This is a genomic window from Pseudomonas sp. 2822-17 (assembly GCF_002742485.1).
In the GTDB taxonomy this organism is placed as follows: domain Bacteria; phylum Pseudomonadota; class Gammaproteobacteria; order Pseudomonadales; family Pseudomonadaceae; genus Aquipseudomonas; species Aquipseudomonas cyclaminis.
In genome coordinates, this window is sequence record NZ_LJRZ01000766.1 from 54,665 (window position 1) to 78,098 (window position 23,434).

Annotated in this window: 22 protein-coding genes; 15 read left to right on the forward strand and 7 right to left on the reverse strand. The window is 58.8% G+C overall.

Annotated elements, in window-relative coordinates; translation table 11 throughout:
• Window positions 1-51: 51 nt before the first annotated feature.
• On the reverse strand, window positions 52-3,351 hold the full coding sequence (locus AOA60_RS27845) for a DUF6543 domain-containing protein (protein ID WP_143522574.1): 3,300 nt from the start codon (window positions 3,349-3,351) through the stop codon (window positions 52-54).
• 188 nt (window positions 3,352-3,539) lie between these two features.
• Complete coding sequence (locus tag AOA60_RS27850) at window positions 3,540-4,250, reverse strand: SIMPL domain-containing protein (RefSeq protein ID WP_099587080.1); 711 nt, start codon at window positions 4,248-4,250, stop codon at window positions 3,540-3,542.
• A 205-nt stretch (window positions 4,251-4,455) separates the two neighbouring features.
• Between AOA60_RS27850 and AOA60_RS27855 the strand changes: the two genes are divergently transcribed.
• From AOA60_RS27855 to AOA60_RS27865, 3 genes are all read left to right on the forward strand, one after another.
• A complete protein-coding gene (locus AOA60_RS27855; RefSeq protein ID WP_099587081.1) occupies window positions 4,456-5,718 on the forward strand; it encodes an ATP-binding protein in 1,263 nt (420 codons plus the stop codon).
• Window positions 5,711-6,271, forward strand: a complete 561-nt coding sequence (locus AOA60_RS27860) for a response regulator transcription factor (protein WP_003171731.1) — start codon at window positions 5,711-5,713, stop codon at window positions 6,269-6,271. Before AOA60_RS27855 ends, AOA60_RS27860 begins: the two co-directional genes overlap by 8 nt.
• A 100-nt stretch (window positions 6,272-6,371) precedes the next feature.
• On the forward strand, window positions 6,372-8,096 hold the full coding sequence (locus AOA60_RS27865; protein ID WP_099587082.1) for an ABC transporter ATP-binding protein/permease: 1,725 nt from the start codon (window positions 6,372-6,374) through the stop codon (window positions 8,094-8,096).
• Window positions 8,097-8,192: 96 nt separating this feature from the next.
• Here AOA60_RS27865 and AOA60_RS27870 read toward each other — a convergent pair whose 3' ends face one another.
• Window positions 8,193-8,630 carry a YhcB family protein gene (locus AOA60_RS27870; protein ID WP_032886236.1) on the reverse strand — a complete coding sequence of 146 codons (438 nt, stop codon included), beginning with the start codon at window positions 8,628-8,630 and terminating at the stop codon, window positions 8,193-8,195.
• Between the two features lie 147 nt (window positions 8,631-8,777).
• Between AOA60_RS27870 and AOA60_RS27875 the strand changes: the two genes are divergently transcribed.
• From AOA60_RS27875 to zapE, 3 genes are all read left to right on the forward strand, one after another.
• Window positions 8,778-9,407 carry an alpha/beta hydrolase gene (locus AOA60_RS27875; protein ID WP_099587083.1) on the forward strand — a complete coding sequence of 210 codons (630 nt, stop codon included), beginning with the start codon at window positions 8,778-8,780 and terminating at the stop codon, window positions 9,405-9,407.
• A gap of 24 nt (window positions 9,408-9,431) precedes the next feature.
• Window positions 9,432-10,787 (forward strand): tryptophan--tRNA ligase, encoded by a 1,356-nt coding sequence (locus AOA60_RS27880; RefSeq protein ID WP_099587084.1) that lies wholly within the window; start codon window positions 9,432-9,434, stop codon window positions 10,785-10,787.
• Between the two features lie 79 nt (window positions 10,788-10,866).
• On the forward strand, window positions 10,867-11,961 hold the full coding sequence (gene zapE, locus AOA60_RS27885) for a cell division protein ZapE (RefSeq protein ID WP_099587085.1): 1,095 nt from the start codon (window positions 10,867-10,869) through the stop codon (window positions 11,959-11,961).
• A 236-nt stretch (window positions 11,962-12,197) separates the two neighbouring features.
• On the opposite strand, the gene AOA60_RS27890 is transcribed toward zapE, so the two are convergent.
• Window positions 12,198-13,118 (reverse strand): GlxA family transcriptional regulator, encoded by a 921-nt coding sequence (locus tag AOA60_RS27890; protein ID WP_177411598.1) that lies wholly within the window; start codon window positions 13,116-13,118, stop codon window positions 12,198-12,200.
• Window positions 13,119-13,338: 220 nt separating this feature from the next.
• Here AOA60_RS27890 and AOA60_RS27895 point away from each other — a divergent pair, with 220 nt between their 5' ends.
• Window positions 13,339-14,475, forward strand: a complete 1,137-nt coding sequence (locus tag AOA60_RS27895; RefSeq protein ID WP_099587087.1) for an acyl-CoA dehydrogenase family protein — start codon at window positions 13,339-13,341, stop codon at window positions 14,473-14,475.
• Window positions 14,476-14,588: 113 nt separating this feature from the next.
• Here AOA60_RS27895 and AOA60_RS27900 read toward each other — a convergent pair whose 3' ends face one another.
• Window positions 14,589-15,629 carry an NADP(H)-dependent aldo-keto reductase gene (locus tag AOA60_RS27900; RefSeq protein ID WP_099587088.1) on the reverse strand — a complete coding sequence of 347 codons (1,041 nt, stop codon included), beginning with the start codon at window positions 15,627-15,629 and terminating at the stop codon, window positions 14,589-14,591.
• 248 nt (window positions 15,630-15,877) lie between these two features.
• Here AOA60_RS27900 and rplM point away from each other — a divergent pair, with 248 nt between their 5' ends.
• The 8 genes from rplM to AOA60_RS27940 all read left to right on the forward strand — a co-directional run bounded on the left by rplM (window position 15,878) and on the right by AOA60_RS27940 (window position 21,669).
• On the forward strand, window positions 15,878-16,306 hold the full coding sequence (gene rplM, locus AOA60_RS27905; RefSeq protein ID WP_003171742.1) for a 50S ribosomal protein L13: 429 nt from the start codon (window positions 15,878-15,880) through the stop codon (window positions 16,304-16,306).
• A gap of 14 nt (window positions 16,307-16,320) precedes the next feature.
• Window positions 16,321-16,713, forward strand: coding sequence for a 30S ribosomal protein S9 (gene rpsI / locus AOA60_RS27910; protein ID WP_003216038.1), 393 nt, complete (start codon window positions 16,321-16,323; stop codon window positions 16,711-16,713).
• A gap of 266 nt (window positions 16,714-16,979) precedes the next feature.
• A complete protein-coding gene (gene petA / locus AOA60_RS27915; protein WP_099587089.1) occupies window positions 16,980-17,573 on the forward strand; it encodes a ubiquinol-cytochrome c reductase iron-sulfur subunit in 594 nt (197 codons plus the stop codon).
• Window positions 17,573-18,784: a cytochrome bc complex cytochrome b subunit gene (locus AOA60_RS27920; protein ID WP_099587090.1), complete on the forward strand. Its 1,212-nt coding sequence runs from the start codon at window positions 17,573-17,575 to the stop codon at window positions 18,782-18,784. The genes petA and AOA60_RS27920 overlap by 1 nt, the downstream gene beginning before the upstream one ends.
• Entirely contained in the window at window positions 18,784-19,560 is a 777-nt protein-coding gene (locus AOA60_RS27925) for a cytochrome c1 (protein WP_099587091.1), read from the forward strand. The genes AOA60_RS27920 and AOA60_RS27925 overlap by 1 nt, the downstream gene beginning before the upstream one ends.
• A 147-nt stretch (window positions 19,561-19,707) precedes the next feature.
• Window positions 19,708-20,325, forward strand: a complete 618-nt coding sequence (locus tag AOA60_RS27930; protein WP_099587092.1) for a glutathione S-transferase N-terminal domain-containing protein — start codon at window positions 19,708-19,710, stop codon at window positions 20,323-20,325.
• Between the two features lie 17 nt (window positions 20,326-20,342).
• The gene (locus AOA60_RS27935) at window positions 20,343-20,762 is read left to right on the forward strand and encodes a ClpXP protease specificity-enhancing factor (RefSeq protein WP_099587093.1); all 420 of its coding nucleotides are present in this window, start codon (window positions 20,343-20,345) and stop codon (window positions 20,760-20,762) included.
• 157 nt (window positions 20,763-20,919) lie between these two features.
• Window positions 20,920-21,669 (forward strand): FadR/GntR family transcriptional regulator, encoded by a 750-nt coding sequence (locus tag AOA60_RS27940; RefSeq protein WP_099587094.1) that lies wholly within the window; start codon window positions 20,920-20,922, stop codon window positions 21,667-21,669.
• Window positions 21,670-21,675: 6 nt separating this feature from the next.
• Here AOA60_RS27940 and AOA60_RS27945 read toward each other — a convergent pair whose 3' ends face one another.
• Window positions 21,676-22,038, reverse strand: a complete 363-nt coding sequence (locus AOA60_RS27945; protein WP_099587095.1) for a hypothetical protein — start codon at window positions 22,036-22,038, stop codon at window positions 21,676-21,678.
• A 114-nt stretch (window positions 22,039-22,152) separates the two neighbouring features.
• Entirely contained in the window at window positions 22,153-23,307 is a 1,155-nt protein-coding gene (locus tag AOA60_RS27950) for a phospholipase (RefSeq protein WP_099587096.1), read from the reverse strand.
• Window positions 23,308-23,434: the final 127 nt, after the last annotated feature.

Here is a 23,434-nt window from a genome sequence, read left to right on the forward strand (position 1 = left end):
GTTTATGGCGCGCTAGATAGGTTAAATCGCTTTATCTACGGGTTCAGGGGCTCACATCAGTGAAGGTGTCGAGACCTCTATCTTGGTGGGTGCCTTGGGGTCGATCGTGAACACGTCACCGGTCAGATCATTGTTCTCACGTATCGTGAAGGTTCTGGTGCTGACAATATTCAGGTCATTAGCGTTGATTAGCCCATCATCGGTGACCTGTCTGAGTTGCCATCGGGTAATAGCCTTGACGCTATGAGCGCCGCCGTCCGGGTCATAAGTGATGATGAAGTCTTTCTCCCTTGCGGCCACGGAGAATCCCTCTTTAAGGGCTGGAGGCATCAATTCGACAAGAGCGGGGAACGAACTTCCCTGGTGGGCTACCTCGGAGACGCGGGCTCGAAGTTCCGGGTTCGGAATCGTTTTTTCCAGTGTTGCGATCCGTTGTCCTACGGTGTCCTCAAACGTGTCCCCTCGGTAATCGAGGTCAGTACGCAGTTCGCCATTCGGTTGTTTTGTGATCACGCTGTAGCGTTCACGATTCAGATCGGGTGCAAAGCTGGAAGAGTACTGGCTGTTTGAGAATGTTGTGGGCTGGGCGCGTTCGCCCTCAGTGACGCTAAACGCACCATCATCGACTTGCCACGAAGCAATGAGCTTGCGCTTGATGTTTGAGCCATCCTCATAAACGCTGTCAGTGAATTGATAGTCGGTGTTTTCCTTGAGGTTCAGGTAGTCGTCGAACTTTTCTGCACCCTCGATTTTCGATCCATCGCTTTCGACAAAACGCTCTGAAAAGCTGGATGAGCCCGCTGAGTGGTTGCTGGGTGTCGGAGATGGAGGGCGATTCCAGGGCCAGCGCGCCCCGCCATCGGCTGAGGCTCGGGCCCACTCGCCATCTCCAGTGGCGTGCACCGTCATTACCGGCTTGCCGGTATCTGGATCAATGATCTGCACATAATCATTGCTCAGTTTGAAGTCGCTTTTTATCTCATATATCTGGCGAATCCCGGAGGTGTCTGTGTAGGGGACAAACCAACGATCAGCACCGGTTGCTGCATCTTTCGCCTGGTAGATTCCCTTGGCGTTACGCACAGCATTTTCAATCAGCCGTTCGCCGTCCGGCACCGCGTATTGGCGGATGCTGCCCGCCTGGCTTGGCTGCAAGCGGTTGGGAACAGATACGGTTTGCGGCGCTTCAACCCGAGGGCGCGTGCCTGGGATGGGCGTGTACGGTTTTTCTTCTGGCGGAACGAACGGATCCTCGACTGGCCCACTGGCACCGACCGAGAACAAGGTGTTCAACAAGCCATCAAATGCCTTGGACGCACCGTCGTTGCGTTCAGCCAGTGTATCGCCGGAGGCTTGTTTTTCTGCACCCAGCGCCAGTTCGGTCACTCCCGCCACGACTGCGGCGGCCGCAACGGGCGCAGCGATGGGGGCCAGCTTGGCCAGCAAGCCAGCTGCGACGGTAATGTCGTTAAGCCATATGTCCCGCGTTACCTCGCTGTTGGACTTGATCATGACGTCGGCATCGCTGGTCATTCGCGCTTTACTCGCGGAGGTCATGCTGGCGAAGACATCGCCTTCGATATGCGATCCATCACCATCGAACGTCGGGTCTTTCAGCTTTCCAGTGGCGAGTTTTTCGAGCGTTGTGTCCAGACCTTCTGTTTTGGTGCCGACATTGGCCAGCCCCAAGATGGGCATGAACACTTTTGCCAAGCGCTCAATGGTGCCTGCCTCATGGTCCTGGCGGCTGATCAATGGGAAATGAGCGAGCAGGGCCGCGCGCTTTTTGGGGGCCTTGGCTTGATCGATCACCCATTGATCCAGCTTCTCAAGGGAGTCAAATCGCAGAAACGCCGGCTCGGCGCCTGGGATGTAGAGGACTTGCCTGCCGCCATCGTCAGCACTGAATCGCACGATGTCGTTAGACAAGAAACCCTTGATATTGAACGCGTGCGCCTGCACGACACCCTTTACCGGGGCTTCGGCCCTGAGCTGTTCGATAGTGAGTGGTGCATTTTCGTCGAGTGGAACGTTGGACATCGCGCCCATGACCAAGCGGTAGTCTTCACGGCTGAAGCGATGCTCGGGAGCTTGCAGTGCCTGCTCGGCAGGTGGCCGGGCTTGAGCCGTCTTCAGTTGTTTTCGGGCCTGATAGGCGAACTCGCCTTTGATTGATGTCTGGTAGTCCGAACTGCGGGTGTTCCAGAATTCGTCGATTTTTTGTGTCATCAATGTTTGGAAGTCAGTTTGCCAACTGGCATGCATGAGGTCGGAGGGCGCCACACGGTATTGGTTGTGCGCGCCATAACCCCCTGCTTGGCTCTTCCCGGGGCCGTCGGTGTAGATGCCTGCCTCAGAGTCGAGGTTGCCTGGGGTCCAATCGTTTTCAGAAAAGTTCTTCAACAATGCGTCCGGCAGGCGGAGTGAGGAGGTCGGCTCCTCGTTCAGGTGCTCCCAGCCTGTGACGGTCGAAGCGCTTTGCGCGCCATTGAAACGGTTCAAGTACAGGGTATCGGCATCCACATGTTCGCCGGTTAATTTGAAGATGACGGACTCCGCCCAGATTTTTGCATGGGCGCGCACGTTTGGCAGGGCGCTGGCAACCTCCGTCGCCAGGTGCTTGTAGGCCAATGCTTGAGGCGCTTGGGTGTAATACGTCTGGGCGTTGAGTTTGAGCGTTTCGAGGGCGTGTGCCGAGCGGCTCTGCGCCGGGCGCACGCGATCATCCGGCGCGATGGGGTTAAAGCCTTTTTGCTCTTCCAACTGCCTGATTTGCGCCCTGGCCTGGCGCAATGACGACGGCAGGGGCGTGCCCTGGAAGTTGGCGACCACCCCCGCGGTGACTTGTATGTAATCGTCGCCAAATCGCATCTGCAACCGTTCAATAGTGCCCGGCGCAATCACTTTGGCGGCCTCCAGCAACGGGCCGCTGACGTTTCCCCAGCCTGAGTTATCGGTGAGGGAGAACGTTTTCAGTTGGCCTTCTACGGTGGCGGTCAGGGTGCCTTTGCGGGGGTTGACGGTGAGCAAGGCGCTCTGGTCGATCTTCTGTTCCTGCATCCAGCCTTGAACGACTGGGTGCTCCACTTGCGCGCGATACACCCCCAGCCACTGGCCCATAACGCTCAAGGGTGGGACTTTTATAAGCTCTGGTGTTTTGCCCAAAATTTTGCTTTGCACTGCGCCGATGTAAGCCTCAAGGAGGGCTGCTTCGTGAGGTGAGGCCGTCAGGCTGGGTTCGGCTATTGGCGCCTGGACAATAGGGGGTACGGCCCGTGATGGCGGCTCGGTCGATAAACGGGGGAGATGGAGCTGTGCGACAACGTTGGCGTTACTGGCTGTTAGGGGCATGGTTTCAGTTCTCGTTATCTAAATAGATGCCGAGTCAGCACTCCCTGTTGGCTGCGGCACTATTTGTGTATCGAAAACCGAGTGGTTGATTCCAACGGATATGCTGCTGGATATAACGTGATTGGGTAGCGAATTGCCGAAAAAAAGCGCAATCCTGCAAGGACTGCGCTTTTTTTGGGGTAAGGAGGTTATTGCAAGACTTCGATCACCCCGTCGGCGCTCATGCTGACTTGGCTGGTGCCGGCTTCCACTTCAGGCGTCGGCGCGGAATCCATCATGGCGGCCTTCATCATCATCCCGCCACGGGCGTAGGGCTGTGGATAACCATTGGTGTTGAAATTCAGATTGACGATCTTGTAGCCCTTGCCGCCCAGCGCATCGGTGGCCAGTTGTGCACGGGCTTTAAAGGCGGCAACCGCGTCCTTGAGCAGGGCATCTTCGCTGGTCTTGCGCGTGGTGTCGGCGATGGCGAAGTCCATATTTTCCATCTTCAGCGTGTTCAGCAACTCGCCGGTGAGTTTGGACAGGGCCGGGAAGTCCGCGCTTTCCAGGCGCAGTTCGGCGCGTTCACGCCAGCCGGTGATTTTCTGGTTCTTGTTGTCGTAGATCGGGTAGCTGTTGCGACTGCCCTGGCGCAGGGTCACGGCCTTCACTTCACGGGCCTGGCCCAGGGCCTTGTTCATCGTGGTGGTGATTTCGGCGGCGAGCTTGGCCGGGTCGGCATTCTGGGATTCGGTGTAGAGGGTAACGATCATCTTGTCGCGGGCCACCTCCTGGCTGACCTCGGCGCGCAAGGAAATCTGATTGTAGTTCAGTGCGTCGGCGGCCATGGCTGGAAGGCTGGCCAAGGTCGCGGCGCTGAGGGTGAAGACGACTGCACTGTGAGTGAAACGAGACATGGAAGCTCCTTAGGGGTGTTCGTATCGGTATGACTGTAGACGCACGCATCGGGTTCTTCGGGTTTACACATCACCTACAAATGTTCGTGGCGCCGACGAACGGTCGTTTGCCCGGCCTGCGGCAAAGAGCCACACGCGCCGTGCCAGCAGGTCGGCTTCGTTTATACTCCTGCCGATCCGCCTGCAGCGCTCATCGGGAGAGCTCATGCTCGCCGCCGTAAAACTGACTTCCGCCACCCGCCAGAACCTCTGGCGCCTGACGTTCATCCGTACCCTGGTACTGGCCGCACAGGCCGGTTCGGTCGGGCTTGCCTATTGGTTCGACCTGCTGCCGCTGCCGTGGCTGCAACTGGGCGTGACCCTGGGCTTCTCCACCGTGCTGTGCGTGTTCACGGCTATTCGCTTGCGTACCACGTGGCCGGTGACCGAACTCGAATATGCGCTGCAACTGGCCTGCGACCTGTTTATCCACAGTGTGTTGCTGTACTTCTCCGGCGGTTCCACCAACCCGTTTGTGTCTTATTACCTGGTGCCGTTGACTATCGCGGCGGTGACCTTGCCGTGGCGCTATTCGGTAGTGCTCTCGGGCATCGCCCTGACCCTCTACACCCTGCTGCTGGCGCGGTTCTACCCGTTGCAAACGTTCCCCATCGCCCGGGAAAACCTGCAGATCTACGGGATGTGGCTGAGTTTTGCGCTGTCGGCCGCCGTCATTACTTTTTTCGCCGCACGCATGGCCGAAGAGCTGCGCCGCCAGGAAGAACTGCGCGCCATACGCCGTGAAGAGGGCCTGCGCGACCAGCAATTGCTGGCCGTCGCCACCCAGGCCGCGGGGGCCGCCCATGAGCTGGGCACACCGCTGGCGACCATGAGCGTGCTGCTCAACGAAATGGTCCAGGATCATCACGATCCGGCGCTGCAAGAAGACCTCGGCGTGCTGCGCGAGCAGGTCAAGCAGTGCAAGCAGACCTTGCAGCAGTTGGTGCGCGCCGCCGAAGCCAATCGCCGCCTGGCGGTCGACATGCAGGACGTGACCCGGTGGCTCGACGAAGCGCTCAACCGCTGGCACCTGATGCGGCCTGAAGCCAGCTACCGTTTCCACCTGCTGGGGCAGGGCACCGTGCCGCGCATGGCGCCGCCGCCGGACCTGACCCAGGCGCTGCTCAACCTGCTCAACAACGCCGCCGACGCCTGCCCGGAAGGCCTGGGCGTGCAGTTGGACTGGGACGCGGAAAACGTGACCATCAGCATTCGTGACCACGGCGCCGGCGTGCCGCTGGCCATTGCCGAGCAAATCGGCAAACCCTTTTTTACCACCAAGGGCAAAGGCTTCGGCCTCGGCCTGTTTTTGAGCAAGGCCAGCGTGACCCGCGCGGGCGGCTCAGTGAAACTCTATAGTCATGAGGAAGGTGGCACGCTCACCGAGCTGCGCCTGCCCCGTGTCGCACGAGGAGATATCGATGAGTGACGAGATCCAAGTCGAAGGCGAAGAACTGCCGCACCTGCTGCTGGTAGATGACGACGCCACCTTTACCCGCGTGATGGCGCGCGCCATGAGCCGTCGTGGATTCCGCGTGAGCACCGCAGGCTCCGCCGAAGAAGGCCTGACCATCGCCCAGGCCGACCTGCCGGACTACGCCGCGCTCGACCTGAAAATGGACGGCGATTCCGGCCTGGTGCTGCTGCCCAAGCTGCTGGAACTCGACCCGGAAATGCGCGTGGTGATCCTCACCGGTTACTCCAGCATCGCCACCGCCGTTGAGGCCATCAAGCGCGGCGCCTGCAACTACCTGTGCAAGCCGGCGGACGCGGATGATGTGCTGGCGGCGTTGCTCTCCGAGCACGCTGACCTCGACACCCTGGTGCCGGAAAACCCGATGTCGGTGGACCGTTTGCAGTGGGAGCACATCCAGCGTGTGCTGACCGAACACGAAGGCAATATCTCCGCCACTGCCCGTGCGTTGGGCATGCACCGCCGCACCCTGCAGCGCAAATTGCAGAAGCGTCCGGTACGACGCTGAACCTAGGCTGAACAACCCGCTTCAGGCCGCACGGAGCCCTGAACCGATCAACTATGATCGGTTCAAACACCTGTCTCCTCTTTCCTACCGAGCCTGAACCATGAATCAGAACGCTGAGTACTCTGCGGTCAACGATGCTGTGCGCGGGCAATTCCTACCCAGGGTGTGGCGGCTGATCACCCCTTACTGGCGCAGTGAAGAGAAGGGCCAGGCCTGGCTGCTGTTGTTGGTCGTGTTGGGCCTGTCGCTGTTCAGCGTGGCCGTCTCTGTGTGGTTCAACAGCTGGAACCGCGACTTCTACAACGCCCTCGAACACAAAGACTACGACGCCTTCACCCACCTGCTGATGTACTTCAGCGTGATCGCCGTGGTGGCGATTGTGACCGGTGTGTTCACCTCTTATCTGCAGCAAATGCTCACCATCCGCTGGCGTCGCTGGTTGACGGAAACCTATTTCGCCCGGTGGCTGGGCCACAAGAACTACTACCACCTAGAATACGGCGGCTATACCGATAACCCTGACCAGCGGATCTCCGAAGACCTCAACGCGTTTACCAACGGTACGCTGACTCTGGGGTTGGGTTTTGTCAGTAACCTGGTGACCCTGGTGTCGTTCTCGGTGATTCTGTGGGGTGTGTCCGGCAGCATCGAGGTGTGGGGCATCACGATTCCGGGCTACATGTTCTGGGCCGCGCTGGTGTATGCGGTGGTCGGCAGTTGGTTGACGCACTTGATCGGTCGAAAGTTGATCGGGCTGAGCAACCGCCAGCAACGCTTCGAAGCCGACTTGCGTTTCAGCCTTGTGCGGGTGCGGGAGAATGCCGAAAGCATCGCGCTGTTCAATGGCGAACCCAATGAACACCAGCAATTGAGTGCGCGGTTCGGGCGGGTGTGGAGCAACTTCTGGAGCATCATGCAGGTCAAGAAGCGCCTGAGTTTTTTCACCAGCGGTTATTCCCAGATCGCGATTATCTTTCCCTTTGTGGTCGCGGCACCGCGTTACTTTGCCGGCAAGATCGAACTGGGCGTGCTGATGCAGGTGGCCCAGGCGTTTGGCAGTGTGCAGGGCAGCCTGAGCTGGTTTGTCGACGCTTATACCGTGCTCGCCAGTTGGCGTGCCACTTGTGACCGCCTGCTGAGCTTCGGCCAGGCCATGGAAGAAAACGAAACCCGCGCCATGGGCATCGCGTTGCAGCAGCAGGGCGGGGATTTGCAGGTGAGCAATCTGAGCCTGGATCTGGCGGACGGTCGTCATTTACTGCAAGGCGCCAACCTGACGGTGGCCGAGGGCGAGCGCCTGATGCTCAGTGGTCGCTCCGGCAGCGGTAAGTCAACCCTGCTGCGGGCGATGGGCAACCTGTGGCCCAACGGCCACGGCAATATTCGATTGCCGGCCGAGCGTTATCTGTTCCTGCCGCAAAAGCCGTATCTGCCGATTGGCACGTTGAAGGCGGTGTTGAGTTATCCACAGGCGGACGGCGCCTATCCGGCAGAACGTTATGCACAGGTCCTGGAGACCTGCCGCCTGCCGCACCTCATCTCGCGCCTGGACGAAGCCAACCATTGGCAGCGCATGCTCTCGCCGGGCGAACAGCAGCGCCTGGCTTTCGCCCGCGCGTTGCTGTTCGCGCCGCAGTGGCTGTACATGGACGAAGCCACGTCGGCCATGGATGAAGAGGATGAGGCGACGTTGTACCAGGCGTTGATCGATCAGTTGCCGGGACTGGGCATCGTCAGCGTGGGGCATCGCAGCAGCCTCAAGCGTTTCCACGGGCGGCATGTGCGGATCGAGGGTGGGCTGCTTCAGGAACAACCCCTGGCTTGAGACCTGACTCGGTCAATGTGATCTGGAGAGTGAGTTCCCACAAAAAAGCCCGGCTGATCATTGATCAGCCGGGCTTTTTGTATTGCTTGAATAGACTTACTTCTTCAAGCCGTAATGCTCATCCAACATGCCTGGGGCGTTCGGCGTTTTTGGCGCGTAGTCCCGTGGTGGCTCCTGGTTTTCCCGGGGAGGGGTGAGGCGTTCCCGTGGAGTTTGCGGTGCATCGGAATGCAACGCGGCCAGCAGACGCTGACGGGTGATGTCGTCGAGGGCCAGGCGGTTAGCGCCATCGGCGAGGTGATCCTGTACTTCCTGATAGCTCTGAGTGAGCTTCTTGACCAGGTTGGCGGTGCTGTTGAAGTGGGTAACAACCTCGTTCTGATAACTGTCAAAACGTTCCTGAATGTCATCCAACTGACGCTGCGTGCGGTTAGGCGCGGCATTCGGCAGCAAGCGAGCAACCAGGAAACCAATGGCGACACCGGCAACCAGGGCAAGAGTCGGCAACAACCAAACTAAGAGCGAGTGTTCCACGAGTCCTTCCTCTATAAACGGCTTTGCTTTACGTTAACGGCTCAAACCTGCGCTGTATACCGCGATTAAGCTCGCAATGATGCCATGCACAGACTTTTAGCTAGACGAGTCGACCCTTTGAGAGGTCACGGAGTTCATTCCTTGCTCATGCGTGAAACCCCCGTTTTGATCGATGGCCCGGTAGGCCAATTGGAAGCCCTGTACCTGGATCACCCCGAGCCACGTGGCCTGGCGCTGATCTGCCACCCTAACCCGGTGCAGGGCGGGACCATGCTCAATAAAGTCGTTTCGACCCTGCAACGCACCGCCCGCGATGCTGGTTTTATTACGTTGCGTTTCAATTACCGTGGTGTCGGCGCGAGTGCCGGTACCCACGACATGAGCACCGGCGAAGTCGACGATGCCGAAGCGGCCGCCACCTGGCTGCGGGAAAAACACCCCGACCTGCCGATGACGTTGCTCGGTTTTTCCTTCGGTGGTTATGTGGCCGCCAGCCTCGGTGGTCGCCTGGAAGCCAAGGGCGAAAAACTCGCCCATCTGTTCATGGTCGCCGCTGCTGTGATGCGCCTGCGCGAGACCGATGTGCTGCCCCAAGGCTGCCCGTTGACCGTGATCCAGCCGGAAACCGACGAAGTGGTCGACCCACAGACCGTCTACGACTGGTCCGCCGCCCTGAATCGCCCCCATACGCTTCTGAAAGTGGCAGAATGCGGACACTTTTTTCATGGCAAGCTCACCGATCTCAAGGATCTGGTGCTGCCGCGCCTCTCGAATTGATAGCAGTCTGATAAGCGATTACCCATGACGACGCGTACCCGTATCCTCACCGGCATCACCACCACCGGCACGCCGCACCTGGGCAACTACGCCGGTGCGATCCGCCCGGCGATCCTTGCCAGCCAGGACGCCAATGCCGATTCCTTCTACTTCCTGGCCGACTACCACGCCCTGATCAAATGCGATGACCCGCAGCGCATCCAGCGCTCGCGTATGGAAATCGCCGCGACCTGGCTGGCCGGCGGCCTGGATGTAAACCGGGTGACCTTCTATCGCCAGTCCGACATCCCGGAAATCCCCGAGCTGACCTGGCTGCTGACCTGCGTAGCCGCCAAGGGCCTGCTCAACCGCGCCCACGCCTACAAAGCCTCGGTGGACAAGAACGTGGAAACCGGCGAGGACCCGGATGCTGGCATCACCATGGGCCTGTACAGCTACCCGGTGCTGATGGCGGCGGACATCCTGATGTTCAACGCCCACAAAGTGCCGGTCGGCCGTGACCAGATCCAGCACGTGGAAATGGCCCGCGACATCGGCCAGCGTTTCAACCACCTGTTCGGCAATGGCAAAGAATTCTTCACCATGCCCGAGGCGTTGATCGAAGAAAGCGTCGCCACCTTGCCGGGCCTGGACGGCCGCAAGATGTCCAAGAGCTACGACAACACCATCCCGTTGTTCACCAGCGCCAAGGACATGAAAGACGCCATCTCGCGGATCGTCACCGACTCGCGCGCGCCGGGCGAAGCCAAGGACCCGGACAACTCGCACCTGTTCACCTTGTACCAGGCATTCGCGACCAAGGCCCAGGAAGAAGAATTCCGCGGCGAACTGCTGCAAGGTCTGGGCTGGGGCGAGGCCAAGAGCCGTCTGTTCCAACTGTTGGACGGCCAACTGGGCGAAGCCCGCGAGCGCTACCATCAACTGATGTCGCGCCCGTCGGACATGGAAGACCTGCTGCTGGTCGGCGCCAAGAAGGCCCGTGCCGTAGCGGCGCCGTTCCTCGCCGAGTTGCGTGAAGCGGTGGGCTTGCGTTCGTTCGTCGAGCAGGCTGCGGCGCCGGTCAGCACCAAGAAGAAAGCCGCAAAAGCTGCGCGCTTTGTGAGCTTTCGCGAAGACGACGGCAGCTTCCGCTTCCGCCTGTTGGCTGCCGATGGGGAGCAACTGCTGCTGTCGCGCAACTTTGCCGACGGCAAAGCCGCTGGCGCGGTAACCAAGCAATTGCAAAGTGGTGTGATGCTGGACGTGCGCCCCGAGGCCCTGGGCTTCAGCGTCTGGCTGGACGGTGCGGCCGTGGCCGACAGCGCTCAGTTCGCCGACAGCGCGACCCGCGATGCGGCCGTGCAGGCATTACGCATTGCGTTGACCCCCATCGAGGATTAACCCGACCAAGGGTTGATTGCCATTATCCGGGGCCGTCGTTACAGTGACGGCCCGTTTTTGTTGCCTTGCTAACGAAATTATGACGCCCCTAGAACGATATCAAGCTGATCTGAAACGCCCTGAATTCTTCCATGACGCGGCCCAGGAAACGGCGGTGCGTCATTTGCAGCGCCTGTACGACGACCTGGTCGCGGCCTCGCAAAGCAAGCCAGGGATGCTCGGCAAGCTGTTTGGCAAGAAAGACCGCACGCCGGTCAAAGGCTTGTACTTCTGGGGCGGCGTGGGCCGTGGCAAGACCTACCTGGTCGACACCTTCTTCGAAGCGCTGCCGTTCAAGGAAAAGGTCCGCACGCACTTCCACCGCTTCATGAAGCGTGTGCACGAAGAGATGAAGACCCTGCCGGGTGAGAAAAACCCGCTGACCATCATCGCCAAGCGTTTCTCCGATGAAGCGCGGGTCATCTGCTTCGATGAATTCTTCGTCTCCGACATCACCGACGCCATGATCCTCGGCACCCTGATGGAAGAGCTGTTCAAGAACGGCGTGACCCTGGTCGCCACCTCGAACATCGTGCCGGACGGCCTGTACAAGGACGGCTTGCAGCGTGCGCGCTTCCTGCCGGCCATCGCCTTGATCAAGCAGAACACTGAAATCGTCAACGTCGACAGCGGCGTCGACTATCGCCTGCGTCACCTGGAGCAAGCGGAGCTGTTTCACTTTCCGCTGAACGAAGCCGCCCACGAAAGCCTGCGCAAGAGCTTCCGCGCGCTGACGCCGGAATGCACCCAGGCGGTGGAAAACGACAAGTTGATGATCGAGAACCGCGAAATCATCGCGCTGCGTACCTGCGATGACGTGGCGTGGTTTGAATTCCGCCAACTGTGCGACGGCCCGCGCAGCCAGAACGACTACATCGAACTGGGCAAGATCTTCCACGCGGTGATCCTGAGCGGCGTGGAGCAGATGAGCGTCACCACCGACGACATCGCGCGACGTTTTATCAACATGGTCGACGAATTCTACGACCGTAACGTCAAGCTGATCATCTCGGCGGAAGTCGAGCTCAAGGACCTGTATACCGGTGGCCGTTTGAACTTTGAGTTCCAGCGCACGTTGAGCCGCTTGCTGGAAATGCAGTCCCACGAGTTCCTGTCGCGCGGACACAAACCCTAAGCGATTTCCAGAGCACTGGAGATCCAATGTGGGAGGGGGCTTGCCCTAATGCCAGTCAGTTAAGGGCGAACACCGTACCTGTGGCGAGGGAGCTTGCTCCCGCTGGGCCGCGAAGCGGCCCCAAAAATGGGACTGCTGCGCAGTCCAACGGGAGCAAGCTCCCTCGCCACAGGTTACTTTTTGCCCTTTTATCTCTTAACTGACCGGCATTAGGGCAAGCCCCCTCCCACATTTGCTTACGCAGCCTGCTGGAACTGCTGGCGATACTGGTTTGGCGACAACTCCGTGTGCTGCCTGAACAACCGCGCAAAGAAACTCGCATCGTCGTAACCCACCTCATAACTGATGGTCTTGATGCTCTTGCGGCTGCCCGAGAGCAGGCCCTTGGCCGTCTCGATACGCAGGCGCTGCAGGTAATGCAGCGGTTTGTCACCCGTCGCCGTCTGGAAGCGCCGCATGAAGTTGCGGATGCTCATGCCATGTTCGCGGGCGACGTCTTCGAAGCGGAACTTGTCGGCAAAGTGCTCTTCGAGCCAGTGCTGGATCTGCAGGATGATCACGTCCTGGTGCAGCTTCTGCCCGCCAAAACCAATGCGTCCCGGCGAATAGTTGCGCTGCACTTCATAGAGAATGTCGCGGGCCACCGCCTGGGCGATGTTGGCGCCGCAGAAGCGTTCGATCAGGTAGATGTAAAGGTCGCACGCTGAGGTAGTGCCGCCGGCGCAATACAGGTTGTCGGCGTCGGTGAGGTGCTTGTCCTGATTGAGCTGCACTTTGGGAAAGCGTTCGCTGAAGGCATTGAAGAACCGCCAGTAGGTAGTCGCCTCCTTGCCATCGAGCAGCCCGGCTTCGGCCAGCCAGAACACCCCGGTGGCTTCGCCGCAGAGCACGGCGCCGCGTGCGTGTTGTTCGCGCAGCCACGGCAGTACTTGGGGGTAGCGGGTGCAGAGGGCGTCGAAGTCATCCCAGAAGGCCGGCAGCACGATGATGTCGGCGTCTTCTAGGCCGCCGTCTACCGGCATGATCACATCGCTGAAGCTGCGCACCGATTGCCCGTCGGGGCTGACCAGGCGCGTTTCGAACGCCGGCGTCAGGCCCAGGCCTTGCTGTTTGCCGTAACGCAGGCTCGCGAGGTGGAAGAAATCCTTGGCTTGCATGAGGGTTGAAGCGAATACCCGATCAATGGCCAAAATGCTGACGCGCCGCAGGGGCGGGGGGATTTGGTTAGACATAATTTCATTTATTCTTATAGGGGAAAGTGGTCACCAGACGGCTGGATCGTCTTATTTTTTGTCGCATGTGTCCAGTGTCCTGTGACGTCTTCGCGGCATAGGCTCTGTTGGCTGGTCTTTGTCCGACAATCCCCGCAGGTGACCCATGATTCCCAGAACTTTGTTCAGCCCCGAACACGAACTCTTTCGCGACAGCGTGCGCACTTTCCTTGAAAAAGACGCCGCGCCGTTCCATGGGCAATGGGAAAAACAGGGGTATGTCGACCGCAGTCTGTGGAGCAAGGCGGGGGAGGCGGGCATGTTGTGTTCCCATCTGCCGGAAGAATATGGCGGCTTGGGTGCGGACTTTCTCTACAGCGCGGTGGTGATCGAGGAGATCAGTCGGCTGGGCCTGACCGGGATTGGTTTCTCCCTGCATTCGGACATCGTCGCGCCCTACATCCTGCATTACGGCAGCGAGGCGCTGAAGCACAAATACTTGCCCAAATTGATCTCCGGCGAGATGGTCACCGCCATTGCGATGACCGAGCCGGGCGCCGGGTCCGACCTGCAAGGGGTCAAGACCACGGCCGTGCTGGACGGCGATGAGTATGTAATCAACGGCTCCAAGACCTTCATCACCAACGGCTATCTGGCCGAACTGGTGATCGTCGTGGCCAAGACCGATCCCAAGGCTGGCGCGAAGGGCACCAGCCTGTTTCTGGTGCAGGCCGATACGCCGGGCTTCGCCAAGGGCAAGCGCCTGGAAAAGGTGGGCATGAAGGCCCAGGACACCTCGGAGCTGTTCTTCCAGGACGTGCGGGTGCCCAAGGAAAACCTGTTGGGTCAGGCGGGCATGGGCTTTGCCTACTTGATGCAGGAACTGCCCCAAGAGCGATTGACCGTGGCCATCGGCGCGATCACCTCAGCCGAAGCGGCGTTGCAGTGGACGCTGGACTACACCCGCGAGCGCAAGGCGTTCGGCAAGGCGATTGCCGATTTCCAGAACACCCGGTTCAAGTTGGCAGAGATGGCGACAGAGATTCAGATCGGCCGCGTGTTCGTCGACAAGTGCATGGCGCTGCACCTGGAGGGCAAGCTGGATGTGCCTACGGCGGCGATGGCCAAGTACTGGGCCACCGACCTGCAATGCAAGGTGCTTGACGAGTGTGTGCAGTTGCACGGCGGTTACGGCTTCATGTGGGAATACCCGATCGCGCGGGCCTGGGCGGATGCGCGAGTGCAGCGGATTTATGCGGGGACCAACGAGATCATGAAGGAGATTATTGCGCGGGCGCTTTGATTGTGTGGTGTTGCTGAAGGACTTATCGGGGGCAAACCCCCTCCCACATTTGAATGTATTCACAAGTCAAAATGTGGAAGCTGGCTTGCCTGCGATAACGATCCAAAGATCAATCAAGGCGCTGGATTCGGATGATCCTTCTGAATCGCCTCTATCCCTTCCAGCACTTCCTTCGACAGCTTCAGATCAGCACTGGCGATGTTGCTGTCCAGTTGCTCCAGCGACGTTGCGCCAATGATATTGCTGGTCACAAACGGCTGCTGCGTCACAAACGCCAGCGCCATCTGCGCCGGGTCCAAACCATGTTCCCGCGCCAATGCCACATAACGGCTGCATGCTGCTTCCGACTGCGGGTTGAAGTAGCGGCTGAAACGGCTGTACTCGGTCAGGCGTGCCTTGGCCGGGCGGGCGCCGCCTTCGTATTTGCCGCTGAGCATGCCGAACGCCAGGGGCGAGTAGGCGAGCAGGCCGCACTGTTCACGAATGGCGACTTCCGCCAGGCCCACTTCAAAGCTGCGATTGAGCAGGTTGTAGGGGTTCTGGATCGACACTGCGCGGGTCCAGCCACGGGCTTCGGCCAGGGCGAGGAATTTCATGGTGCCCCACGGGGTTTCGTTGGACAGGCCGATGTGGCGGATCTTGCCGGCCTTCACCTGTTCGTCCAGCGCTTCGAGGGTTTCTTCCAGTGGAGTGAGGTTGTCTTCGTCCTTGTGCTTGTAGCTCAATTGGCCGAAAAAGTTGGTGCTGCGCTCTGGCCAGTGCAGTTGGTAGAGATCGATCCAGTCGGTCTGCAGGCGCTTGAGGCTGGCGTCCAGGGCATCGACAATGTGCTTGCGGTTGTGGCGCAGGTGGCCGTCGCGGATGTAGTCGATGGTGTTGCCGGGGCCGGCGATCTTGCTGGCGAGGATCCAGTCGGCGCGGTCACCACGGCTTTTGAAGTAATTACCGATGTAACGTTCGGTGGTGGCGTAGGTGTCGGCCTTGGGCGGCACCGGGTACATTTCCGCCGTGTCGAGGAAGTTGATCCCCGCGGCCTTGGCTCGTTCGATCTGCGCGAAGGCCTCTGCCTCGCTGTTCTGCTCACCCCAGGTCATGGTGCCCAAGGCTATCGCGCTCACGTTCAGATCCGTACGGCCCAGCTGTCGATAATCCATCGGGTACTCCTTCGGGGAAAACAATCATAAAAGCAGGTTGAATTTTTTTTCGCAATCTGCATAATTGCCCACCTCTTTCTGCAGTGGAAGTGATGCGCCGCCTGCCGAAGAATCTTGCCGTTGAACGGACGCGCCGACCCGAGCCCCCGATAGCGTCTGTATCCGGCTGCCTTTGACTTGTCAAAGTACGCACTATTCAGTAAGATCCGCCGTCTAATTTACAGGGCGGCCCCTGAGGCTATTAAAGAATGACAACTTTTACTGCAAAACCGGAAACAGTTCAGCGCGACTGGTTTGTCGTCGACGCCGCTGGTCAGACCCTGGGTCGTCTGGCCACTGAAGTCGCCAGCCGTCTGCGTGGCAAGCACAAGCCTGAGTACACCCCTCACGTTGATACCGGTGACTACATCGTGATCATCAACGCTGAGCAGGTACGTGTTACCGGCAACAAAGCGCAAGACAAAATGTACTACCGTCACTCCGGTTTCCCAGGCGGTATCAAGTCTTCGAACTTCGAAGGCCTGATCTCCAAGAAGCCTGAAGCCCCGATCGAAATCGCGGTCAAAGGTATGCTGCCTAAGGGCCCTCTGGGTCGCGATATGTTTCGCAAGCTGAAAGTCTATGCGGGCGCTGTACACCCTCATGCTGCTCAGCAGCCCCAAGAACTGAAGTTTTAACGGAATAGTTCATTATGTCGGCGACTCAAAATTACGGCACTGGCCGTCGCAAAACCGCAACCGCACGCGTTTTCCTGCGTCCGGGCACTGGTAACATCTCGATCAACAACCGCACTCTGGAAAATTTCTTCGGTCGCGAAACTGCCCGCATGGTAGTTCGTCAGCCGCTGGAACTGACCGAGACTGTTGAGAAGTTCGACATCTACGTCACCGTTATCGGTGGCGGTGTAAGTGGTCAAGCTGGCGCAATCCGCCACGGTATCACTCGCGCTCTGATGCAGTACGACGAAACCCTGCGTGGCGCTCTGCGCAAAGCTGGCTTCGTTACTCGCGATGCCCGTGAAGTTGAACGTAAGAAAGTCGGTCTGCGTAAAGCGCGTAAGCGTCCGCAGTACTCGAAGCGTTAATTCGCTTTACGTTCCACAAAAACGCCCAGCCTCCTCACGGAGCTGGGCGTTTTTTATTGCCTGCGATTTATCCACATTTTTTGCCGTGACAACTTGCCACATCCGTAGACCCCCTATACTACAAGGCCTGGAGGCTGAGTCCTGGGCAATTCCCTTGTCATACGTGGGGCTTTTCATTACCATCCGACAAAATTTTTATAAGTAAAGATTCAACACTTAGTAGACGCCTGATTTAACAGGCCAAAAAGCTGATGGGAGAGGACTGAATGAGCAATGACGGCGTGAATGCAGGCCGGCGTCGCTTCTTGGTAGCAGCCACATCCGTGGTGGGTGCTGCAGGAGCGGTGGGGGCTGCGGTCCCGTTCGTGGGGTCATGGTTTCCCAGTGCCAAGGCGAAAGCCGCAGGTGCACCGGTGAAGGTGAATGTCAGCAAGATCGAGCCAGGCCAGCAGATGATTGCTGAGTGGCGCGGCCAGCCGGTTTTCATTGTTCGCCGTACCGAGGAAATCCTGGGGAATCTCAAGAAGATTGAAGGCCAGTTGTCTGACCCCCAATCCGAGAAATCCGACCAACCCGCCTACGCCAAGAACGAAGCGCGTTCGATCAAGCCAGAGATCCTGCTGCTGGTTGGTCTGTGTACCCACCTGGGTTGCTCACCCACCTTCCGCCCGGAAGTAGCGCCTGTCGACTTGGGCAAGGACTGGGTCGGCGGTTATTTCTGCCCGTGCCACGGCTCCCATTACGACCTTGCCGGCCGCGTCTACAAGTCCCAGCCTGCGCCACTGAACCTGCCCGTGCCGCCGCATACCTACGAAACTGACGACCTCATAGTCATTGGCCTCGATAAGGAGAACGCGTGATGAGCAAGTTCATGGATTGGGTGGATACGCGCTTCCCCGCCACTAAAATGTGGGAAGACCATCTCAGCAAATATTACGCGCCAAAAAACTTCAACTTCTTCTACTTCTTTGGCTCCCTGGCGCTGTTGGTGCTGGTCAACCAGATTGTCACCGGCGTCTGGCTGACGATGAGCTACACGCCTTCGGCGGAAGAGGCGTTCGCCTCCGTCGAATACATCATGCGTGACGTCGAATACGGTTCCATCCTGCGCCTGTTGCACTCCACCGGTGCGTCGGCGTTCTTTATCGTCGTCTACCTGCACATGTTCCGCGGCCTGCTCTACGGCTCATACCAGAAGCCCCGCGAGTTGGTGTGGGTGTTCGGCATGTTGATCTACCTGGCGCTGATGGCTGAAGCCTTCATGGGCTACCTGCTGCCATGGGGCCAGATGTCGTACTGGGGCGCCCAGGTGATCATCTCGCTGTTCGGCGCCATCCCGGTGATCGGCAACGACCTGACCCAGTGGATTCGCGGTGACTACCTGATCTCTGGCATCACCCTGAACCGCTTCTTCGCCTTGCACGTGGTGGCCCTGCCGATTGTGATCCTGGGCCTGGTGGTGCTGCACATCCTGGCGCTGCACGAAGTGGGTTCCAACAACCCGGACGGCGTGGACATCAAGAAGCACAAGGACGAGAACGGCATCCCGCTGGACGGCATTCCATTCCACCCGTACTACACCGTAAAAGACATCGTCGGCGTAGTCGTGTTCTTGTTCGTGTTCTGCTCGATCGTGTTCTTTTTCCCGGAGATGGGCGGTTATTTCCTGGAGAAGCCTAACTTCGAACAGGCCAACGCCTTCAAGACCCCCGAGCACATTGCCCCGGTCTGGTACTTCACGCCGTTCTACGCAATCTTGCGGGCAATCCCCGACAAGCTGATGGGCGTAATCGCCATGGGCGCGGCCATCGCCGTGCTGTTTGTGTTGCCTTGGCTCGACCGCAGCCCGGTCAAATCCATGCGCTACAAAGGCTGGCTGAGCAAGATCTGGCTGTGGGTGTTCTGCATTTCGTTCGTGATCCTGGGTGTGTTGGGCGTATTGGCACCGACTCCCGAGCGTACGTTGCTGTCGCAGGTCTGCACCTTCCTGTACTTCGCCTACTTCATTCTGATGCCGTTCTACACCCGGCTTGAGAAGACCAAACCGGTTCCGGAAAGGGTGACTGGCTGATGAAAAAATTATTTGTTGCATTGATGCTTGCGGCGCTGCCGCTACTGTCTTTCGCTGCCGAGCACGGCGCGGAGCTGGAAAAAGTCGATATCGACGTGTCGGACAAGGTCGCCATGCAGGACGGTGCGCGCACCTTCGCCAACTACTGCATGGGCTGCCATAGCGCCAAGTTCCAGCGTTACGAGCGGGTTGCCGATGATTTGGGCATTTCCCACGAACTGATGCTGGATAAGTTGGTGTTCACCGGTGCCAAGATTGGCGACCACATGAACATCGGCATGCAACCGGCGGATGCCAAGGCCTGGTTCGGTGCGGCACCGCCCGACCTGACCCTGGTGGCCCGTGTGCGCGGCACCGATTGGCTATATGGCTACCTCAAGTCGTTCTACGAGGATCCGACGCGCCCTTACCGCGTGAACAACCGCGTATTCCCGAACGTCGGCATGCCTAACGTTCTGGTCGGCCTTCAAGGCAAGCAAGTGGTAGGATGCAAGCAGATCCAGGTCGTTGAAGACGGCAAGAAGCAATACGATCCGCTGACTGGCACGCCTCTGACTCATGAAGCGTGCGATCAACTGAAGATCGAAACCCCCGGTTCGCTGACTGACGAACAGTTCGACGAGAAGGTCAAGAACCTCGTGACCTTCCTGGCTTACTCGGCCAACCCGGTCAAACTGCAGCACCAGCGTATCGGTACTTACGTCTTGCTCTACCTGGCTTTCTTCTTTGTATTCGCCTATCTGCTCAAACGCGAATACTGGAAGGATGTGCATTGATCCAACCGTAAGCAATTGCTGTTAATCTTGCGCGCCCAGCGGCATCTCTGAACACGTAGCGACGGGTTGAACCGCCGTTACAGAGATGCTTTCTGGGCGCGCTCGTTTTTGAGCTTTCGATAATTTCAACAAGCGAGGAGGACCGCCATGGGCGTGACCAATCGGTTGGCCTGTTACTCCGACCCCGCCGACCACTATTCCCACCGGGTACGTATCGTGCTCGCAGAGAAGGGTGTCAGCGCCGAGATCATCACTGTGGAGGCGGGCCGTCATCCGCCAAAGCTGATCGAAGTGAACCCTTACGGCAGCTTGCCCACCCTGGTCGATCGTGACCTGGCGTTGTGGGAGTCGACCGTGGTGATGGAATACCTGGATGAGCGTTACCCTCATCCGCCTTTGCTGCCGGTGTATCCGGTGGCGCGTGCCAACAGCCGCCTGCTGATCCATCGGATCCAGCGCGACTGGTGTGGGCTGGTGGATGTGATTCTGGATTCGCGCAGTAAAGAGGCGGCCCGTGTCGTGGCGCGCAAGGAATTGCGCGAGAGCCTGACCGGTGTTTCGCCGCTGTTCGCCGACAAACCTTTTTTCCTGAGTGAGGAACAAAGTTTGGTGGATTGCTGCCTATTACCGATACTCTGGCGTTTGCCGATTCTCGGTATTGAACTGCCGCGGCCCGCCAAGCCGCTGCTTGATTACATGGAGCGCCAGTTTGCGCGTGAGGCTTTCCAGGCGAGTCTGTCTGGTGTCGAACGCGATATGCGCTAAGGCTTAAGGAGCCGTTGATGAACTCCAGTCGACCTTACCTGGTCCGCGCGCTCTACGAGTGGATTGTGGATAACGATTGCACCCCGCACATGCTGGTCAATTCCGAATTTGCTGCGGTTCAGGTACCGCAGGGTTTTGCCAGTGACGGACAGATTGTGCTGAACGTATCGCCGAGTGCCGTGCGCCACCTGCACATGGACAATGAAGCGGTCAGTTTCGAAGGGCGTTTTGGCGGTGTGCCGCATACGCTCTACGTGCCAATTGGCGCCATTCTCGGGATCTACGCCCGTGAGAATGGCCAAGGCATGGTGTTTGATCTGGAGTCGCCTTTCGAGGACGACGAATCGATCGAAAACGAAGACGGTGATGATTTGCCACCACCGGATGCCGAGCCACCGCGTCCAAGCGGCCGGCCTAGCCTGAAAGTGGTGAAGTAAGCGGCATTCGCCTTCGGGTGTGCTGGAAAAATGCCTCGATCTGTATCGAGGCATTTTTTTGCGCGCAGGATATAAGTGAAAGTCGCGACTGAACAGTGATCGTACAACCACCATGGGCTATGATGCCTCTTTACTCAACCGAGATAGATGACCCCACATGGAAAACGCCAGCACCGCCCCTCGTCTTCCCCGCAAGCGCCGCAGCCTTGCCCAGGAATTGGTCACGGTGCTGTCCGAGCAGATCCGTGACGGCGAACTCAAACGGGGCGACAAGCTGCCCACCGAGTCCGCGATCATGGAAGCCCATGGCGTCAGTCGCACGGTAGTGCGTGAAGCCATCTCCCGTTTGCAGGCCGCAGGGCAAGTGGAAACCCGCCATGGCATCGGCACGTTCGTGCTGGACACGCCAAGCCCAAGCGGTTTCCGCATTGACCCGGCGACAGTGGTGACATTGCGCGATGTACTGGCGATCCTGGAGTTGCGCATCAGTCTGGAAGTGGAGTCCGCTGGCCTGGCCGCCCTGCGCCGCAGCGATGAGCAACTGGCCGCCATGCGCGCGGCGCTGGATGCCCTGAATGAAAGTGCGGCGCACGCCGGCGATGCGGTCGCATCCGACTTCGCGTTCCACCTGGAAATCGCGCTGTCCACCGGTAACCGCTACTTCACCGACATCATGACCCACCTGGGCACCAGCATCATTCCGCGTACCCGCTTGAATTCAGCGCGCCTGGCCCATGATGACCAGCAACATTACATGGGGCGCCTGAGCCGCGAGCACGAAGAGATCTACGAGGCGATCGCCCGTCAGGATTCGGATGCGGCGCGGGCGGCGATGCGGTTGCATCTGACCAACAGCCGCGAGCGGCTGCGCCATGCCCATGAAGAGGCGGAGGCGCAGCGCGGATAGGTGGTGTCACGACAAGATTTTTACCGTGAGTGGCTCCGAGTCCCAATCCCCCGACTCGCTGCGTATGAGGTAGCGAATCTCTACCGTCTTGTTGGAATAGTCCTTCAGGTCGTTGGACGACAGGGAAAGCTTGAGGTTGCTGGTTTTCACGAAGTCTTCCTGGTCTTCGTCGAACGTTCCTGCGGGCTGAAAATCGCTTTTGAAGTCCGGTAATTCAGGATCCTGTCTGACAATGAGGCATACGCTTGCGCTGGCCGGAATGTCATTGGGTTCAGGAATGGAAAATTCGAGTAGTTGGTTGCTCGCCAGCCTCACTTCGGCATTGTTCGAAGAGGTGGAGCCAGCCATGCTGGGGGCTTCATAAGACATAGTTGTTTACTCCTCTGCATAGAAGCCAGAGAGCCTGGCTCCTACGCGGCGTTATCCTCTTTATTGAGATTTAGCGTAACTGTCAGAAATCACAGTATCGACAAGCGGTGCCGGTTAAATCGGCGTATTCGGCTTGTAATCCTTCAGCAACAAATACGTACTCCACCCCCACCAATCATCCGTCCAGTGCTTGTCGTTCAGGTCATTCACGTCCTTGCGACGCAGTACTTTGTCTCCCTCCAGCTTGAACAGCGGCGAGAAGTTATTCGCCGGGTTCTGTGCCGCATTCAGGTCCGGCACATACAACGGTGCCTTGAAGTTGGCCGGGGAGGGCGCCACACCGCTGATGAAGGTCTCGAAGATCTCATCGGCGGATGCCTGGACGGCGCGTTTGACCTGCACGCGATTGGCCGCATCGATGGCGTCGAAGTAGCGTTTATCGCCATAGGCATGCCACTCGTCACCCATGGCATTGCGCACCTTGAGTCCGAATTTGCTGTCTTCATCGTGCATGAAGCGACTGATCAATGAACCCAGCTCGCCCGGCGTGACCACCGCTGCCAGTTGCTTGCGCGGCACCCGCAGATGACCGGCGGAAAACAGATCGGTCAAGAAGTGATCAGCAAAACTGTTCATTGCGTAGGCCAGTTCCAGTGCCTGATCGGTACCGGTTTGATGAGCGACCACCGCCTGTTGCAACGCTGCCGTGTGCCCTGCCAGGTAGGCCGAAAGTGCCCATTCGCCGAAGTGGTCGGCGTTGTCCGCCGCCAGTTTCAGGTAACGCCCCAGCGGTACCAGTGCCGAGACCGCACTCCCGCCCCCGGTGATGCGGTTCCATTCTTCGGACAACGTGTCACCCAACGCGTCGTAGGCTTCATGGGGTTGTTTGCCATCTTTGATGGCTTGGTTGACCGCGCTGATTTCCTTTTGCATCACCGCGAGGATCTTGCCGGCTTCTTGCCGCGAGGCAGGCAGCACCGCCAGCGAGTTAAAGGCGGCGGTAAAGCGTTGCACGCGCTCGGCAGGGGAGGCGCCATCACTGATCGGCTTGCCGGGAATGCCATAGAAGTCACCGCCCAGGGCAATGACTTGGCCGTAGCTCAGTGCCAGCCCGTTGGGCAGGTGCAGTTCGACTTGCCGGGCGGGAATGGGTGGGGCGTCGGTGGTAAAGCGCAACAGCGTGTCGTCGCCGATGGCGGTGTGTTCGCCGCCTTCGAAACGCAGGGCCGGTTGGGTTCTTTCGGGTACTGCGAGATCAAGACCTGACATGTTAGCTCCTTGCTATGTCGTAGGAATCTTCCTTAATAGCTGTATGTATATACAGTTATTGCAAGCATAGAGGATAAATTTCCTACGTCAAGAACTGCTGTCTCAACACGGTTTCAGGTGAAGGCCG